We start from the raw sequence: 16,710 nt of genomic DNA, 5'->3' as shown, positions 1-16,710 counted from the left end.
TGCGCACCTCCGCCGTTGCGGCACATACCGATTCGGCCGGCCAGCTGATCCCGGCGCGCGCCGCGATGGGGGTGGGCGCGGCGGTGATCTTTCCGACCACGCTCGGATTGATCACCAACATCTTCACCGACCCGGTGGCGCGGGCCAAGGCGATCGGGCTGTGGGCGGCCATGGTCGGCGTCGGGGTGGCCGTCGGGCCGATCAGCGGCGGCTGGCTGCTCGAGCACTTCTGGTGGGGCTCGATCTTCATGGTGAACATCCCGATCGCCGTGCTGGCGATCGCCGGGGGCGTCCTGTTCGTGCCGACCTCGCGCGATCCCGCTGCACCGCGCGTGGACGTCGGCGGCCTGATCCTGTCCGCGGCCGGCATCACGGCGCTGGTCTACACGGTCATCGAGGCGCCCACCTGGGGATGGACCGACGGCCGGACCGCGGGCGGGTTCGCTTTGGCCACAGCGATTCTCGTGGTGTTCGCGCTCTGGGAGCGGCGGACCCCCCAACCCATGCTGGACATCTCGGTGTTCGCCAACCGGCGGTTCTCCGGCGGCAGCCTGGCGGTGACGGCCGGCTTCCTCACTCTGTTCGGCTTCATCTTCGTCATCACCCAGTACTTCCAATTCATCAAGGACTACACCGCTTTTCAGAGCGGGGTGCGGCTGCTGCCGGTCGCCGCATCCATCGCGCTGGCCAGCATCGCCAGCCCACGGCTGGTCGAGCGGGTCGGCACCACCGCCGTCGTCGCCGCCGGGCTGACCGTGTTCGCCGCTGGGCTGGCGTGGGCCTCCACGGCCGACGCCGCCACGCCGTACACCCAGATCGCCACCCAGATGCTGCTTCTCGGCGGTGGCCTCGGCCTGACGGTCTCGCCGGCCACCGAGGCCATCATGGGGTCGCTGTCCGCCGACAAGGCCGGGGTCGGCTCGGCCGTCAACGACACCACGCGCGAGCTCGGGGGCACGCTCGGCGTCGCGATCGCCGGCAGCATCTTCGCCTCGGTCTACTCGGGACACCTCGCCACGACGGCGTTGACCGGGCTACCCGCCGAGGCCATGCGGCAGTCGATGGCGCTGGCGCACAGCGTGATCGCACAGCTGCCCGCGCAACGGGCGGCCGGCGTGCGCGCCGCGGTCGATCGCGCGTTCCTGGACGGCCTGCAGGTGAGCTCGCTGGTGTGTGCGGGCATCGCGCTGGGCGCGGCCATCGTCGTCGGCTGGTTACTGCCGGCACGTCAGGAAAGGGAGATTCGATGAGTAATCGGGTATTGGTAACCGGTGCCACGGGCAAGGTCGGCGGTGCCGTCGCCACCCAGCTGCTCGAAAAGGGCGTCCCAACGAGGGCGATGGTGCATCGCGACGACGCCCGCAGCGCTCGGCTGCGCCAGCTGGGCGCCGAGGTCGTGGTCGCGGATATGTTTGACATCAACCAGGTTTCGTCCGCGATGGACGGCGTCGACCGGCTGTATTTCAACCCTCCCTATCACCCCCACGCGCTGGACAGCGCTGTCGCATTCGCGGTCGCCGCCCGGCGCGCCGGTGTGGAAGCGGTGGTGGCACTTGGGCAATGGCTGGCCAGCCCCGAGCATCCCTCCCTGATGACCCGTCAGGCCTGGCTCACCGACAAGCTGTTCGAGCTCCTGCCGGACACCGTGCACGTGGCTGTCGACCCGGGTTACTTCGCCGACAACTACCTGCAGCTGATCGGTATGGCCGCCCAGCTGGGAGTGTTGCCGACGCCGACCGGGGGCCGCCGAAACGCCCCACCCTCCAACGAGGACATCGCCCGGGTCGCCGTTGGCGCGCTGCTCGACCCCCAACGTCACGACGGCCGCGCCTACCGCCCGACCGGACCGGCGTTGTTGTCCGGCGCGGAGATCGTCGATGCCGTCGGGGAGGCGCTGGGCCGGCGCGTGCGCCACATCGACATCCCCCCGTGGATGTTCATGCGGGCGGTGCGCGTCAGCGCGAAGCGCCTCGGGGCCGACCTGTTCTTCCAGTCCGGCCTGCGCCACTACCTTCCGGAGTACGCGCTGGGAACGTGGGAGGTGGGCGGCCCGACGACGCACGTCCGCGACGTGGCGGGCGTCGAGCCCGAAGACTTCCTGACGATAGCTCGCCGCTACGCCGCCGGACCCGAAACACGCCGCACCCCAGCCAATTTCATCCATCAGCTGGGCATCTTCCTGTTGACCGGGCTGGTGCCGATGCGCCGGCTGGACAGGTTCGACCGGCTCCAACAACATCCACGCCCAGCACATCCCACATTTTCGGGCGAGTCCGTGGGGTGGCGACAAGAACACACAGCGACATTCGAACCGGAAAGGGCGATAGCACGATGAACACCACACCGGCTGCCAGCGGCAGCACCTATGTCCTCGGCCACGCCGACGTTGAGGTGCGGCGGCTGCTCCTGCAGGGGCGGCTCTACAACGACTACACCGAGCACGCGCTGCGGCTCGCCGGCCTGCGCCCGGGCATGCGGGTGCTCGACATCGGCAGCGGACCGGGCGACGTGTCGTTCATCGCCGCCCGGCTGGTCGGTCCGACCGGCAGCGTGCTCGGGGTGGACGCCGCACCCGACATGGTGGAGCTGGCCCGCGCCCGCGCCGCCGAACAGGGCATCGGCACAGCGCGTTTCACCCAATCCGCGATCGACGCCATCACGCTGGACGAGCCGGTGGACGCGGTGATCGGCCGGCTGATCCTCATGCACCTACCCGACCCGGCCGGCACGCTGCGGCGCCTGAGTCAGTTGGTGCGGCCCGGCGGCGTCATCGCGTTCTCCGAGAACGACATTCAAGCGGCGCGCACCGACCCGGAGACGCCGCTGTTCGGTCGGGTGATAGCGGGGATCGTGCGGGCCTTCGAGGCCATGGGTCTGTCCGCGCGGTTCGGCACCACGCTGCACACGATCTTCGCCGAGGCCGGCCTGGGCTCGCCGCAGCTGACCGTCGGCGCCCCGATCGGCACGGCGGCCCGCACCGACATCCTGGCCTACGGTGCGGAAGTCTGGCGGCTGGTCTCCCCCATCGCGCAACAGGGCGGCTTCGCCATCGACGAGGTCGCCGACATCGACGAGTTCGTGCCGCGTTTCCGCGAGGAGGTGCTCGCGGCCAATGCCCTCATCACGATGCCGCCCATCATCACGGCATGGGTGCGCAAATGAGCAACGTCATCCAAGAGCAATACTCAACCTGCCTGTCGCGGAACAACATCGAGCGGGCGCTGGTCTTTGCCGGCAAGGACCTCGACCGCCTCGCGCCCGCCGACCTGGCGCTGCTGGAGGACTTCCACACCATGGGCCGCATCGCCACCGCCCAACTGGTGGACCTCGTCGAGATCGGCGGTGAAAGCGAAGTGCTCGACGCCGGCAGCGGGGTCGGGGGCACCGCCCGCTACGTCGCCGCGCGCTACGGCTGCGCGGTCACCGCGGTCGATCTCACCGACGAATACTGCGATACGCACCGCTGGCTCAATCGCCTTGTCGGCCTGGACGACCGGATATCCGTCCACCAAGCCGACGTGACCGATCTGCCGTTCCCCGACGGGACGTTCGACGTGGTGCTGAGCCAGCACGTCCAGATGAACGTCGCGGACAAGGCGCGCCTCTACTCCGAAGCGCGCCGCGTCCTCAAGGCCGGCGGGCGGCTCGCCCTGTGGGACATCACGACGGGAGATCGCGGCCCGCTCGACTATCCGCTGCCGTGGGCCGACGACCCCGACCGCAGCCACCTGGTCACCCCCGATCAGTTGCGCGCCGCCGTCGAATCCGCGGGTTTCACCGTCGCGCACTGGAACGACCGCACCGACGAGGCGGTCGCGCTGATGCGGGCCCTGCTGGCACAGCCCGCCAACCCGTTGGGGCTGCACGCCTTCGTCGCCGACTTCGACACCAAAGTCCACCACCTCACCCAAGCGCTGGCCGACGGACGGCTTCGCGCCATCCAGGCCGTGTGCGAAAGCTGAAAGCCTTGGCCCCCAACGAGATTGCCGACCGGCGCTACACGATGACGTGGAGCGGCGGTCGCGGCGAGGTGAAGTTTCTCCGCCGCCGCGACGGATCCCGGTTGCGTTACTTCACCACGGGCACGGGGCCACCGCTGGTTTTGCTGCACACCGTGCGGACGCAGCTCGACTACTTCCAGCGGGTGTTGCCCGAGCTGTGGGACGAATTCACGGTCTACGCGCCGGATCTGCCCGGGATGGGATGGTCCGACATCGTGCCGGGCGCGCGCTACGACCAACCGGAACTGTGCGGCGCTGTCGTCGAATTCGTCGAAACCCTCGACCTGCGCGACGTCACGTTGGCCGGCGAATCGATGGGCGCCGCGATCGCGCTGCTGGCGTCGGTGGACCTGACCGGCCGGGTGCGCAACGTGGTGGCCTTCAATCCCTACGACTACCCGGGCGGCCTGGAGCGCGGCAACTGGTTCGCCCGCGTGATCGGGACGGCCGTTCGCCTGCCCGGCACCGGACCGGTTTTCGCCCGGCTGGAAAACCGCCCGATCCTCGCAGGCGTGCTGGCCGGCGGCTTCGCCGACCGCCACGCGCTGCCCGGCGGGTTCCTCGCCGAGCTGCGCCGCAGCGGACGCCGCCGCGGCTACCCCCGGGTCAACCGGGCCACCATCCGCAGCCTCGACGGGTTCGTCGCCGCGCGAAGCCGCTACGCGCGGGTCAGCGTGCCCGTCACGCTCGTCTACAGCGAGCGCGACTGGTCGCGCTCGGCGGAGCGCGAGCACGTCGCCACCCAGCTGACCACCGACGCCATCACCGTGCCGGGCGTCGGCCACTTCTCGGCCCTCGAAAGCCCAAGGGAAATGGTCCGGCTCATCCGGGAAAGCCGTCGGCCCACTTAACAGACGCCAAAGCTGGCGCGCGGATTGCTCGACATGGTGGAGTGGGTATCGCTTACCTAGTCCGCCAGACACTAGAGAGCGAGGTCCGCTGGTGCATTCCGAGCTGGGTCTGCCCGAGAAGGTGCACGCCTGCCTGTTCGATCTCGACGGTGTGCTAACCGACACCGCCAGCGTCCACACCAAGGCCTGGAAGGCCATGTTCGACGAGTTCCTGTCCGAACGGGCCAAGCGCACCGGCGACGAATTCGTCCCCTTCGATGCGGCCGCCGACTACCGCAAATACGTGGACGGCAAGAAGCGCGAGGACGGCGTCCGGTCGTTCCTGCAGAGCCGCGGCATCGATCTGCCCGACGGCAGTCCCGACGACCCGGACGACGCCGACACCGTGTACGGGCTGGGCAACCGCAAGAACGACGCGTTCCAAAAGGTGCTGCGCAAGGACGGCGTCGAGGTGTTCGAAGGGTCGCGGCGATACCTGGAGGCGGTCTCGGAGGCGGGCCTGGGCATCGCGGTGGTGTCCTCGAGCGCCAACACCCGCGACGTCCTGGAGATCACCGGCCTGGACCGGTTCATCCAGCAGCGGGTGGACGGGGTCACGCTGCGCGACGAGCACATCGCCGGGAAGCCGGCCCCGGACTCCTATCTGCGGGGCGCCGAGTTGCTCGGCGTCGGCGCCGACGAGGCGGCCGTGTTCGAGGACGCGATTTCGGGCGTGCAGGCCGGCCACGCCGGTAAGTTCGGCTACGTGGTGGGCGTCGACCGGGTGGGTCAGGCCGACGATCTGCGGCGCAACGGCGCCGATGTGGTGGTCACCGACCTCGCCGAGCTGTTGCAGTCATGATCACCGACGAAGCCTTTCCCGTTGATCCATGGCTCGTCTGCGAAACCAAGCTCGACCTGAACCTGCTGGCCCAGTCCGAATCGCTGTTCACCTTGTCCAACGGGCACATCGGGCTGCGCGGCAACCTGGACGAGGGTGAGCCCTACGGCCTGCCCGGCACCTATCTGAACTCCTTCTACGAAATCCGGCCGCTGCCCTACGCCGAGGCGGGTTACGGCTACCCCGAGGCCGGCCAGACGATCGTGGACGTCACCAACGGCAAGATCGTCCGCCTGCTGGTCGAGGACGAGCCGTTCGACGTCCGTTACGGCGAATTGCTCTCGCACGAAAGGGTTCTCGACCTACGCGCGGGGACCATGGCCCGACACGCGCATTGGCGCTCACCCGCGGGCAAGGAAATCAAGCTGGTGTCCACCCGGCTGGTGTCACTGGCGCAACGCGGCGTGGCCGCGATCGAATACGTCGTGGAAGCGGTCGGCGATTTCGTCCGGGTGACGGTGCAGTCCGAACTGGTCACCAACGAGGACCAGCCGCAGACCTCGGGTGACCCGCGGGTGGCGGCCATCCTGGAAAGCCCGCTGGTGGCCGTCGCCCACGAGAACACCGACACCGGTGCGCTTCTCATGCACCGGACCCGCAGCAGCGCCCTGATGATGTCCGCGGCGATGGATCACGAGATCGACGTTCCGGGTCGCGTCGAGTTCAGCACCGACGCCCGCGAGGACCTGGCCCGGACCACCGTGATCTGCGGGCTGCGCGCGGGGCAGAAGCTGCGCATCGTCAAGTACCTGGCGTACGGCTGGTCGAGCATGCGCTCGCGGCCGGCGCTGCGGGACCAGGCCGCCGCCGCGATCCACAGCGCCCGTTACAGCGGGTGGCAGGGCCTGCTGGACGCGCAGCGCGCCTACCTCGACGAGTTCTGGGACAGCGCGGACGTCGAGGTCGAGGGCGATCCCGAGTCCCAGCAGGCCGTGCGGTTCGGGCTGTTTCACCTGTTGCAGGCCAGCGCGCGCGCCGAACGCCGCGCGATCTCGGCCAAGGGGCTCACCGGAACCGGCTACGACGGCCACGCCTTCTGGGACACCGAAGGCTACGTGTTGCCGGTGCTCACCTATACCGCGCCGCACGCGGTGGCCGACGCCCTGCGCTGGCGGGCGTCGACGCTGGACCTGGCCAAGGAGCGGGCGGCCGAACTCGGCCTCGAGGGTGCCGCCTTCCCCTGGCGCACGATCCGCGGCCAGGAGTGTTCGGCCTACTGGCCGGCCGGCACCGCGGCGTGGCACATCAACGCTGACATCGCCATGGCCTTCGAGCGCTACCGCATCGTCACCGGCGACGAGGAGCTCGAAAAGCATTGCGGCCTAGGCGTACTCGTCGAGACCGCCCGGCTCTGGGTCTCCCTCGGCCACCACGACCGGCACGGCGTGTGGCACCTCGACGGGGTCACCGGCCCCGACGAGTACACCGCGATCGTGCGCGACAACGTCTTCACCAACTTGATGGCCGCGCACAATCTGCGGACCGCGGCCGAGGCCTGCAACCGCCACCCCGAGGCGGCGGAGGCGCTGGGCGTCACCACCGAGGAGACGGCGTCCTGGCGCGACGCGGCCGACGCCGCCAACATCCCCTACGACGCCGGCCTGGGGGTGCATCAGCAGTGCGAGGGGTTCACCACGCTCGCGGAGTGGAACTTCCAGGAGAACCACTCCTACCCGCTGCTGCTGCACGACCCCTACGTGCGGCTCTACCCCGCGCAGGTGATCAAACAGGCCGACCTGGTGCTGGCGATGCAATGGCAGAGCCACGCGTTCACCCCCGAGCAGAAGGCGCGCAACGTCGACTACTACGAGCGGCGCATGGTGCGCGATTCGTCGCTGTCCGCCTGCACCCAGGCGGTGATGTGCGCCGAGGTCGGGCACCTCGAATTGGCACACGACTACGCCTACGAGGCCGGGCTGATCGACCTGCGCGACCTGCACCACAACACCCGCGACGGCCTGCACATGGCCTCGCTGGCCGGGGCCTGGACGGCGTTGGTGGGCGGCTTCGGCGGCCTGCGCGACGACGAGGGCATTCTGTCGCTGAATCCCGCTCTCCCCGATGGGATTTCGCGGTTGCGGTTCCGGCTGCGGTGGCGCGATTTCCGGCTGACCGTCGATGTCAACCACTCCGACGTCACCTATACCGTGCGCGACGGCCCGGGCGGCCAGCTCACCATCCGGCACGCCGGCGAAGAGGTCACCCTGAGCACCGACACACCGAAAACCATTGCGGTGCAGGAACGCAAGCCGTTGTTGTCCACTCCCCAGCAGCCGCCGGGCCGCGAGCCGTTGCACCGCCGGGCGCTGTCCCGCAAGAAGTGAGCGTCAGCTGGGGTTGAGCATCCGCGCCGCCTCGGCGGTCGCCGCCAGCCGTAGCTCGGCGTCCGTCAGTTCGTCGATGCCGGTCGCCGACCGCAGGATCGGCGCGAACAGCCGCCAGCCGAACTGCAGCGCAAGGGCATTGGCGACGGCGCGCCGCGCCTCGGCCTTGTCGTCGTGACGGGGCAACACCGAGTCGAGTAACGCCGCGATGGCGGGAAAGCGCGTCTGCAGCTGCCCCGCCGGATACCCGTCGAGCAAGCTCCGGGCCATGACGCGCATCTGCAGGTCCAGAGCTCGGTCCAGTTCGGCGGGCGGCGCCCCGGCGCTCAGCAGGGCGCCGACGTCGGCGCCGAGGTGGTCCAGCACCGCTCCGATCAGTTGTTCCTTGGTGCCGAAGTGCCGAAACAGCAGACCGTGATTGACGTTGGCTCGAGCGGCGATGTCGCGGATCGAGGTCGCCGCGGGCCCGCGCTCGGCGAACAGGTCGGTGGCGGCCGCCAGGATCGCCGCGGCGACCTCGACCCGCCCCGTGGGCATTTTCCCGCAGCCCCTTGCGGACGATGTAGTCATACGACTACAGTACTGCATGTAGTCAGATGACTACGCCCCTTAACAGTAGGAATGATGAAAATGATCGGTCAGATAACCGTCACCAAGCTGGGGAGCCGCATCGGTGCCCGCGTCGACGGGGTGCGCCTCGGGGGCGACCTCGACGCGACCGCGATCGAGAAGATCGAGCAGGCGCTGCTGGCCCACAAGGTGATCTTCTTCCGCCACCAGCACCAGCTCGACGACGAGCAACAACTGGCGTTCGCCGGGCTGCTGGGCACGCCCGTCGGCCACCCGGCCGCCGAGGCGCTCGCCGCCAAGCACGCGCCGGTGATCACCCCGATCAATTCCGAGTTCGGCAAGGCGAATCGCTGGCACACCGACGTCACGTTCGTCGCGAACTACCCCGCGGCCTCGATCCTGCGTGCCGTCACCCTGCCCCGTTACGGCGGGTCGACGCTGTGGGCCAACACCGCCGCGGCGTATGAGGACCTGCCCGAGCCGTTGGCCTGGCTCGTCGACGACCTGTGGGCGCTGCACAGCAACCGCTACGACTACGTGACCGCCGAAGCCGTGGGCATGACCGACGCGCAGCGGACGTTCCGGCAGGCCTTCGAGAAGCCGGATTTCCGCACCGAGCACCCCGTGGTCCGGGTACACCCGGAGACCGGCGAGCGCACGCTGCTGTTGGGAGATTTCGTGCGCGGGTTCGTCGGCCTGGACAACTACGAATCAACCGTGCTCTTCGACATGCTGCAACGCCGAATCACCATGCCGGAGAACACCATTCGCTGGAACTGGGCGCCCGGTGACGTCGCCATCTGGGACAACCGGGCCACCCAGCACCGCGCCATCGACGATTACGACGACCAGCCGCGCCTGATGCACCGAGTGACCCTGATGGGCGACGTGCCCTTCAACGTGCACCGGCAACGCAGCCGGGTGGTCAGCGGCGCCCCGCTCGAGGCGATCGCAAGCTAAGCGGTCGTCGAGTTAACCGGCCGTCGAACGCACCGGGGTGATCGGCAACCAGCGCAGCGCACCGGGCGCGGTTGCCGGCACCACGGGCTGCCTCGGTGCGATCGGGTCCAGCCGGCGGTACGCCTGGCCCTGCGGCGGGCGCTGATCGTCCTCGCCCTTGTTGGGCCACAGCGAGGCGGCCCGTTCGGCCTGGGCGGTGATGGACAGCGACGGGTTGACGCCCAGGTTCGCCGAGATCGCGGCGCCGTCCACCACGAACATCGTGGGGTAGCCGTGCACCCGGTGATAGGGGTCGATGACCCCGTTGTCGGGGGCGTCGCCGATCGCCGCGCCGCCGAGGAAGTGCGCGGTCAGCGGGATGTTGAACAGCTCGCCCCAGGTGCCGCCGGCCACGCCGTCGACCTTTTCGGCGATGCGGCGGGTCACCCTGTTCCCGACGGGGTTCCACGCCGGGTTCGGGTCGCCGTGCCCCTGCTTGCTGGTGTACCAGCGGATGCCGAGCTTGCCGCGTTTGGTGTAGGTGGTGATCGAGTTGTCCAGGTGCTGCATGACCAGGGCGATCAGGGTGCGCTCGCTCCACTGGTGGACGTTGAGCATCCGCATCATGCGGCGCGGGTCCTCGCGGGCTTGGTCCAGCAGTTGCTTCCAGCGCGGCACGTCGGTGCCCTCGGGACCGGTGCCGTCGGTCATCAGCGTCTGCAGCAGCCCCATCGCGTTGGAACCCTTGCCGTAGCGGCAGGGCTCGACGTGGGTGTCCGAGGTCGGGTGGATCGACGACGTGATGGCCACGCCGTGGGTCAGGTCCAGGTTCGGGTCGACCTCGAGCTTGCCGGCGCCGACGATCGACTCGGAGTTGGTCCGGGTCAGCACGCCCAGCCGCTCGGAGAGCCGCGGCAGCTTGCCCTTGTCGCGCATCTTGAACAGCAGGTGCTGGGTGCCCCAGGTGCCCGCGGCCAGGATCAGGTGCGTCGCGGTGTAGGTGCGCCGGTCCCTGCGCAGCCAGCTTCCGGTGCGCACGGTGCGCACCTCCCACACGCCGTCGGGACGCTGCTGGAACCCCTTGACGGTGGTCATCGGAATGACTTGTGCCCCAGCCGATTCGGCGAGGCCGAGGTAGTTCTTCAGCAGCGTGTTCTTGGCGCCGTACCGACAGCCCGTCATGCAGCAACCGCACTCGAGGCAGCCGGTGCGCTCCGGTCCCGCGCCGCCGAAGTATGGGTCGGGCACGGTCTTGCCGGGCGTCTTGGTGCCGTCCGGACCGAAGAACACCCCCACCGGGGTGGGCACGAAGGTGTCACCGCAGCCCATCTCGTCGGCGACTTCCTTCAGAACGCGGTCGGCGTCGGTGAAGGTCGGGTTGGTGACCACCCCGAGCATCCGTTTCGCCTGCTCGTAGTGCGGCATCAACTCGTCGCGCCAGTCGGTGATGTGCGACCACTGCCGGTCGGCGAAGAACGGCTCCGGCGGCACGTAGAGCGTGTTGGCGTAGTTCAGCGACCCGCCGCCCACGCCGGCGCCGGCCAGGATAAGCACGTTCTTCAAGGGATGAATCCGCTGAATGCCGTAGCAACCCAGCCTGGGCGCCCACAGAAACCTGCGCAGGTCCCAGGACGTCTCGGCGAAATCCTCGTCGGCGAAGCGCCGGCCGGCCTCCAATACGCCTACGCGGTAGCCCTTTTCGGTCAGCCGCAGCGCGCTGACGCTGCCGCCGAAACCCGAACCGATGATCAGAACGTCGTAATCCGGCCTCATCGCACCAGTATGGCCTTACCGCCGGGTAATAAACCAGCGGCCGCGAGCCTCAGCTACCGACGGTCAGCCCGACCTTCTGGAATTCCTTGAGGTCGCAGTAGCCGGCCTTGGCCATCGATCGACGCAGGCCACCGACGAGGTTGAGGGAACCGAACGGGTCGTCGGACGGGCCGTTGAGCACCCGCTCCAAGGGCGGCCGCTCGCCGAGGGCGATCTGCAGCAAAGCCCCGCGCGGCAGCGACGGGTGCGCCGCCGCGGCCGGCCAGAACCAACCCTCGCCCAGCGCCTCGGCGCACTCGGCCAGCGGCGTGCCGAGCACCACCGCGTCGGCGCCGCAGGCGATCGCCTTGGCCAGCTCGCCGGAGGTGTGGATGTCGCCGTCGGCCAGCACGTGCACGTACCGGCCGCCGGTCTCGTCGAGGTATTCGCGCCGCGCCGCGGCGGCGTCGGCGATGGCGGTGGCCATCGGCACGCTGATGCCCAGCACCTCGTCGCTGGTGGTCACGCCCCGGGTGGAGCCGTAGCCGACGATGACGCCCGCGGCGCCGGTGCGCATCAGGTGCAGCGCGGTCCGGTGGTCCAGCACGCCGCCGGCCACCACCGGGACGTCGAGCTCGGAGATGAAGGTCTTCAAATTCAACGGCTCGCCGTCGCTGGCCACCCGCTCCGCGGACACGATCGTCCCCTGGATGACCAGCAGGTCGATGCCGGCCTGCAGGAGCACCGGGGTGAGCGCCTGGGCGTTTTGCGGGCTGACCCGCACCGCGGTGGTCACCCCGGCCTCCCGGATGCGCGCGACCGCCGACCCCAGCAGGTCCGGGTCCAGCGGCGCCGCGTGCAGCTCCTGCAGCAGCCGGATCGACGCCGACGGCTCGGGCTCCTTGCTGGCGGCCTCGACCAGCTGCGCGATCTTGGCCTCGACGTCGGCGTGCCGGCCGATCAGCCCCTCGCCGTTGAGGACGCCCAGCCCGCCCAGGCGGCCGAGCTCGATGGCGAACTCCGGCGAGACCAGGGCATCGGTCGGATGGGCGATCACCGGGATCTCGAAGCGGTAGGCGTCCAGCTGCCACGCGGTGGACACGTCCTGCGACGAGCGGGTGCGCCGCGACGGCACGATGCTGACTTCGCTCAGCTCATAGGTGCGACGGGCGTTGCGGCCCATGCCGATTTCGACCATGCCGCCCTCAGCGCGCAAAGTAGTTGGGCGCTTCGACGGTCATGGCGACGTCGTGCGGATGGCTTTCCCGCAGCCCGGCCGAGGTGATGCGGACGAACTGCGCCTGCTGCAGCGCCTCGATGGTGGGCGATCCGGTGTAGCCCATCGCTGCGCGCAGGCCGCCGGTGAGCTGGTGGATCACCGAGGACAGCGGCCCGCGGAACGGCACCCGGCCCTCGATGCCCTCGGGCACCAGCTTGTCCTCGGAGAGCGCGTCGTCGGCGAAGTAGCGGTCCTTGGAGTAGGACTTCCCCCCGCCCCTGCCCTGCATGGCGCCCAGCGAGCCCATGCCGCGGTAGCTCTTGAACTGCTTGCCGTTGACGAAGATCAGCTCGCCGGGTGCCTCGGCGGTGCCGGCCAGCAGCGAGCCCAGCATGGCCGTCGACGCGCCGGCGGCCAGCGCCTTGGCGATGTCGCCGGAGTACTGCAGCCCGCCGTCGGCGATCACCGGCACGCCCGCCGGCCCGCACGCCGCGACCGCCTCGAGGATCGCCGTGATTTGTGGCGCGCCGACCCCGGCGACCACCCGGGTGGTGCAGATCGAGCCCGGTCCCACGCCGACCTTGACCGCGTCGGCGCCGGCATGCACCAGCGCCAGGGCCGCCGAGCGGGTCGCCACGTTGCCGCCGATCACCTCGACCTTCTCGCCCACCTCGGCCTTGAGCTTGCCGACCATGTCGAGCACCAGGCGGTTGTGCGCGTGCGCGGTGTCCACGATCAGCACGTCGGCCCCGGCGTCGACCAGCATCATCGCGCGCACCCAGGCGTCGCCGCCGACGCCGACGGCGGCGCCCACCAGCAGCCGGCCGTCGCTGTCCTTGGTGGCCAGCGGGTGTTGTTCGGTCTTGACGAAGTCCTTCACGGTGATCAGCCCGGTCAGCCGGCCGTGGCCGTCGACCACGGGCAGCTTCTCGATCTTGTTGCGGCGCAACAGCCCCAGCGCGGCGTCGGCGCTCACTCCCTCCTGGGCGGTGATCAGCGGGGCCTTGGTCATCACCTCGGCGACCTTGCGGGTCTGGTCGACCTCGAAACGCATGTCGCGGTTGGTGATGATGCCGACCAGCGACCCGGAGTCGTCGACCACCGGCAGGCCCGAGATCCGGAAGCGGGCGCACAGCGCGTCGACCTGGGCCAGGGTGTTGTCCGGCCGGCAGGTGACCGGGTCGGTGACCATGCCGGCCTCCGAGCGCTTCACCATCTCGACCTGTCCGGCCTGTTCGGCGACGGGCAGGTTGCGGTGCAGCACGCCCATGCCGCCCGCCCGGGCCATCGCGATGGCCATCCGCGACTCGGTGACGGTGTCCATCGCCGAGCTGACCAGCGGCACCTTGAGCCTGATCTTCTTGGTGAGCTGGCTGGAGGTGTCGGCGGTGGCGGGAACCACATCGGAAGCGGCGGGCAGCAACAGGACGTCGTCGAAGGTGAGGCCGAGCATCGCGACCTTGTGCGGGTTGTCGCCGCCGGTCGGCACCGGCTCGTCGACCAGCCCCCCGATTCGGGGGTCGCGCACGTAGGGGCTACCGACCAGGTCGGAGCTGTCTTCCAGGTGGGACATGCCACGGGTCATCGGTGGGGCCCTCCATACGATGCGGCGTGAGACCACCATCCTATCGGCACGCTCCCCCGGCGACCCGGGGCGCGCCGCGGACCCGAAACGCAGAAACGACGTGGGGCTTCCCTGCTGGCGTTATCCCGGCCGGGCTGCGTAGGCTAGTGTGCGTGCGCGATCACCTCCCACCGGGTTTGCCGCCCGATCCTTTCGCCGACGACCCCTGCGATCCGTCGGCGGCGCTGGAAGCCGTAGAGCCGGGCCAACCCCTGGACGCCCAGGAGCGGATGGCGGTCGAGGCTGATCTCGCCGACCTGGCGGTATACGAGGCCCTGTTGGCGCACAAGGGCATTCGCGGGCTCGTGGTGTGTTGCGACGAATGTCAGCAGGATCACTACCACGACTGGGACATGCTGCGGGCGAACCTGCTGCAGCTGCTGATCGACGGCACCGTCCGCCCGCACGAGCCGGCCTACGACCCGGAGCCGGACGCCTACGTCACGTGGGATTACTGCCGGGGGTACGCCGACGCCTCGCTCAACGAGGCCACCTCGGACGCCGACGGGTACCGGCGCTGAAACACCGCTAGGGCGTGTTCGACGCCGACGGGCCGGGTGTCTGCTCGTGATGCCGGTGCTTGCTCCACGACTGGCTGGGCGACGGCGTGACCGATGAACTCGGGGCCACCCCGGACGCCGACGGCGGCGCCGCGGTGGTGGGAGTCGACCACGCCGACGGGGTGTTCACCGGGGCCGGCAGCGTCGCGTTCGGGTTGCGCGACTGGACGCGGACATTCAACAGATTCAGCTGATTCGTCAGCTCCTGTTTGCTGGCCGGGTCCTCGATCGACTGGACCAGGCTGCTCACCTCGGTCAGCTGATTCCGGGCCTGGTCCCACTCGCCCCGGTCGATCGACTCCTGCACCTTGGCCAGGTCGGCCCGGGCCGACAGCAAGGCCTGATGCTTCTCGTTGACCCGCGGCTGGTCGAAGAACATCGCGTGCAGCCCGTAGAGCGTGGTGCCCGGACGGGCCTCGACCACCATGGCGCCGAATCCGCTCAGCACCAACAGCGCCGCGGCCACCGATCCGATCGTCGCCATCCCGCGACGGCTGCGGCGGCGGTCGGCCAATCCGGTGCGCAGGGCCGTGACGGCCTCTTCGGCCGACACCAGCGCGCTGGCCGGCGGCCACCGCAGGTTGTCGCGCCAGTCCTCCAGCAGGGTGGCCACCGCGTCCATGTCGGGGTCGCCGACGTGCACCGGCCGCCGCTCGGCGAGCGCGTCGAGAAGCAGGTCGGTGCGGGCGAATTCGTCCAGGGAGTCAGGCACAGTCACCTGCCGCGATCATTTCGGACTTGAGCCGCGACAGCGCGCGGTGCTGGGCCACCCGGACCGCTCCCGTGGTGCTGCCGACCGCGGACGCGGTCTCCTCGGCGGACATGCCGACGACGACGCGCAGGATCAGGATCTCACGCTGCTTGGCGGGCAGGATTTCGAGCAGCTCGCTCATCCGGCTGACCGAATCCGCTTCGATGGCCCGCTGTTCGGGCCCGGCGTCGGAGGACCAGCGCTCGGGAAGCACCTCGGTGGGATAGGACAGATCACGGCCGGCGGCGCGATGAGCGTCCGCGACCTTGTGCGCCGCGATGCCGTACAGGAAGGCCAGAAAGGGACGTCCCCGGTCCCGGTATCGCGGCAACGCCGTGATAGTCGCCAAGCACACCTCCTGTGCCACGTCATCGGCTGACAGGCCACCCCGCTCGACTGTCCCGACCCGCGCCCGGCAATACCGAACGACAATCGGACGGATGGTCTCCAGCACCTCCCGTAGGGCATTGGTGTCCCCCGCCACGGCCTTGGCAACCACAGCGTCGAGACGATCCCCTTGAATTGTCATCGACGGCGGTATCTCCAACGTTACGAACCGGACACATCGCGAGCTAACCGGGCTAACTAACGCAATGACAATAACGGGCGCGGGGCCATTTCAAGCGGAACGCCACGTCGCACCGGCGAGCCGCACTTGGCCTGCGCAGACATCGCGAATTTCACGCAGCCGTTGTGCCGAAAACGTGACGCTTCCGAGATCGATCAGCAAGCACGCCAGCGCCCACCGCAGCGGGACGAGGCCGAGCGCCCCGGTGGCGTCCAGCGCCTCCTCCGCCACCGCCCGGGCGCGCTCGGCGGCCCCGGCGCTGCACAGGGCGGCCGCCAGCACCACCCGGCTCTTGACGGCGTGGCGCGCCGACGGGGCGGCCATGGCGCCGGCCAGGTCCACCGCTTCGTTCGCATGGCGGACGGCGATTTCGCCGTCACCCTGAGCCATCGCCAACTCGGCGGCCACCCAGCCGCGGCGCACCGGCAGGCGGTCGGGCACCGCACCGGCGGCCAGCTCCGAGTCCGCGCGGGCCAAGAGCGTCGCCGCGGCCGCGAAGCGGGCGCCCCCCCCCCCCCCGGGCCCCCCCCCCCCCCCGGGCGCGGGGCGCGCCCCCCCCCCCCCCCCCCCCCCCCCCCCGCCCCCCCCCCCCCCCCCCCCGGCGCCCCCCGCCGCCGCCGGCCCCCCCCCCCCCCCCAAAAAACCTGGCCCCCCCACCGGGTGCGCACGTG

At 69.9% G+C, this 16,710-nt stretch carries 15 protein-coding genes and 1 pseudogene; 9 read left to right on the top strand and 7 right to left on the bottom strand.

Annotated features, from left to right (window positions below; genetic code table 11):
- The 7 genes from A5730_RS03160 to A5730_RS03130 form a co-directional block, all read left to right on the top strand.
- A partial coding sequence (locus A5730_RS03160; RefSeq protein WP_067895539.1) for an MFS transporter occupies positions 1 to 1,250 on the top strand: 1,250 nt, incomplete at its 5' end.
- Complete coding sequence (locus A5730_RS03155; protein ID WP_067895530.1) at positions 1,247 to 2,335, top strand: NmrA family NAD(P)-binding protein; 1,089 nt, start codon at positions 1,247 to 1,249, stop codon at positions 2,333 to 2,335. The genes A5730_RS03160 and A5730_RS03155, both read left to right, overlap by 4 nt.
- The gene (locus A5730_RS03150; protein WP_067895527.1) at positions 2,332 to 3,162 is read left to right on the top strand and encodes a methyltransferase domain-containing protein; all 831 of its coding nucleotides are present in this window, start codon (positions 2,332 to 2,334) and stop codon (positions 3,160 to 3,162) included. Before A5730_RS03155 ends, A5730_RS03150 begins: the two co-directional genes overlap by 4 nt.
- On the top strand, positions 3,147 to 3,962 hold the full coding sequence (locus A5730_RS03145) for a class I SAM-dependent methyltransferase (RefSeq protein ID WP_067895524.1): 816 nt from the start codon (positions 3,147 to 3,149) through the stop codon (positions 3,960 to 3,962). Before A5730_RS03150 ends, A5730_RS03145 begins: the two co-directional genes overlap by 16 nt.
- A gap of 5 nt (positions 3,963 to 3,967) precedes the next feature.
- Positions 3,968 to 4,852, top strand: a complete 885-nt coding sequence (locus A5730_RS03140) for an alpha/beta fold hydrolase (protein WP_231994617.1) — start codon at positions 3,968 to 3,970, stop codon at positions 4,850 to 4,852.
- A 91-nt stretch (positions 4,853 to 4,943) separates the two neighbouring features.
- Positions 4,944 to 5,693 (top strand): beta-phosphoglucomutase family hydrolase, encoded by a 750-nt coding sequence (locus tag A5730_RS03135; protein WP_067895521.1) that lies wholly within the window; start codon positions 4,944 to 4,946, stop codon positions 5,691 to 5,693.
- Positions 5,690 to 8,056: a glycoside hydrolase family 65 protein gene (locus A5730_RS03130; protein WP_067895519.1), complete on the top strand. Its 2,367-nt coding sequence runs from the start codon at positions 5,690 to 5,692 to the stop codon at positions 8,054 to 8,056. The genes A5730_RS03135 and A5730_RS03130 overlap by 4 nt, the downstream gene beginning before the upstream one ends.
- Positions 8,057 to 8,059: 3 nt before the next feature.
- Here A5730_RS03130 and A5730_RS03125 read toward each other — a convergent pair whose 3' ends face one another.
- The gene (locus tag A5730_RS03125) at positions 8,060 to 8,626 is read right to left on the bottom strand and encodes a TetR/AcrR family transcriptional regulator (protein WP_067895516.1); all 567 of its coding nucleotides are present in this window, start codon (positions 8,624 to 8,626) and stop codon (positions 8,060 to 8,062) included.
- Between the two features lie 60 nt (positions 8,627 to 8,686).
- Between A5730_RS03125 and A5730_RS03120 the strand changes: the two genes are divergently transcribed.
- On the top strand, positions 8,687 to 9,586 hold the full coding sequence (locus A5730_RS03120; protein ID WP_067895533.1) for a TauD/TfdA family dioxygenase: 900 nt from the start codon (positions 8,687 to 8,689) through the stop codon (positions 9,584 to 9,586).
- A 12-nt stretch (positions 9,587 to 9,598) separates the two neighbouring features.
- Here the strand turns inward: A5730_RS03120 and A5730_RS03115 are convergent, their stop codons facing one another.
- Genes A5730_RS03115 through guaB form a run of 3 tightly spaced genes read right to left on the bottom strand, consistent with a single transcriptional unit; the run spans position 9,599 to position 14,121 of the window.
- Entirely contained in the window at positions 9,599 to 11,338 is a 1,740-nt protein-coding gene (locus A5730_RS03115; RefSeq protein WP_067895512.1) for a GMC oxidoreductase, read from the bottom strand.
- A gap of 49 nt (positions 11,339 to 11,387) precedes the next feature.
- On the bottom strand, positions 11,388 to 12,515 hold the full coding sequence (locus A5730_RS03110) for a GuaB3 family IMP dehydrogenase-related protein (protein ID WP_067895509.1): 1,128 nt from the start codon (positions 12,513 to 12,515) through the stop codon (positions 11,388 to 11,390).
- Between the two features lie 7 nt (positions 12,516 to 12,522).
- Positions 12,523 to 14,121 (bottom strand): IMP dehydrogenase, encoded by a 1,599-nt coding sequence (gene guaB, locus A5730_RS03105; RefSeq protein WP_055401355.1) that lies wholly within the window; start codon positions 14,119 to 14,121, stop codon positions 12,523 to 12,525.
- A 152-nt stretch (positions 14,122 to 14,273) separates the two neighbouring features.
- On the opposite strand from guaB, the gene A5730_RS03100 reads away from it, so the two are divergent.
- Entirely contained in the window at positions 14,274 to 14,681 is a 408-nt protein-coding gene (locus A5730_RS03100; RefSeq protein ID WP_046186907.1) for a DUF5319 domain-containing protein, read from the top strand.
- 7 nt (positions 14,682 to 14,688) lie between these two features.
- On the opposite strand, the gene A5730_RS03095 is transcribed toward A5730_RS03100, so the two are convergent.
- From A5730_RS03095 to A5730_RS03085, 3 genes and pseudogenes are all read right to left on the bottom strand, one after another.
- Entirely contained in the window at positions 14,689 to 15,438 is a 750-nt protein-coding gene (locus A5730_RS03095) for an anti-sigma-D factor RsdA (protein WP_197506124.1), read from the bottom strand.
- On the bottom strand, positions 15,425 to 16,000 hold the full coding sequence (locus A5730_RS03090) for a sigma-70 family RNA polymerase sigma factor (RefSeq protein ID WP_055401359.1): 576 nt from the start codon (positions 15,998 to 16,000) through the stop codon (positions 15,425 to 15,427). Before A5730_RS03090 ends, A5730_RS03095 begins: the two co-directional genes overlap by 14 nt.
- 90 nt (positions 16,001 to 16,090) lie before the next feature.
- Positions 16,091 to 16,710, bottom strand: a pseudogene (locus tag A5730_RS03085) (hypothetical protein); the annotation flags it as partial.

Origin of the sequence: Mycobacterium sp. ACS4054 (assembly GCF_001667275.1) — a bacterium.
Lineage (GTDB): Bacteria > Actinomycetota > Actinomycetes > Mycobacteriales > Mycobacteriaceae > Mycobacterium.
This window is presented reverse-complemented; position numbering and strand designations above follow the sequence as displayed.

Excerpts from the sequence above, each read along its gene's own strand:
- A5730_RS03125 (WP_067895516.1), bottom strand. The coding sequence starts at position 8,626 with ATGACTACATCGTCCGCAAGGGGCTGCGGGAAAATGCCCACGGGGCGG.
- A5730_RS03155 (WP_067895530.1), top strand. The coding sequence starts at position 1,247 with ATGAGTAATCGGGTATTGGTAACCGGTGCCACGGGCAAGGTCGGCGGT.
- A5730_RS03130 (WP_067895519.1), top strand. The coding sequence starts at position 5,690 with ATGATCACCGACGAAGCCTTTCCCGTTGATCCATGGCTCGTCTGCGAA.
- A5730_RS03110 (WP_067895509.1), bottom strand. The coding sequence starts at position 12,515 with ATGGTCGAAATCGGCATGGGCCGCAACGCCCGTCGCACCTATGAGCTG.
- guaB (WP_055401355.1), bottom strand. The coding sequence starts at position 14,121 with ATGACCCGTGGCATGTCCCACCTGGAAGACAGCTCCGACCTGGTCGGT.
- A5730_RS03090 (WP_055401359.1), bottom strand. The coding sequence starts at position 16,000 with ATGACAATTCAAGGGGATCGTCTCGACGCTGTGGTTGCCAAGGCCGTG.
- A5730_RS03115 (WP_067895512.1), bottom strand. The coding sequence starts at position 11,338 with ATGAGGCCGGATTACGACGTTCTGATCATCGGTTCGGGTTTCGGCGGC.
- A5730_RS03145 (WP_067895524.1), top strand. The coding sequence starts at position 3,147 with ATGGGTGCGCAAATGAGCAACGTCATCCAAGAGCAATACTCAACCTGC.
- A5730_RS03120 (WP_067895533.1), top strand. The coding sequence starts at position 8,687 with ATGATCGGTCAGATAACCGTCACCAAGCTGGGGAGCCGCATCGGTGCC.
- A5730_RS03150 (WP_067895527.1), top strand. The coding sequence starts at position 2,332 with ATGAACACCACACCGGCTGCCAGCGGCAGCACCTATGTCCTCGGCCAC.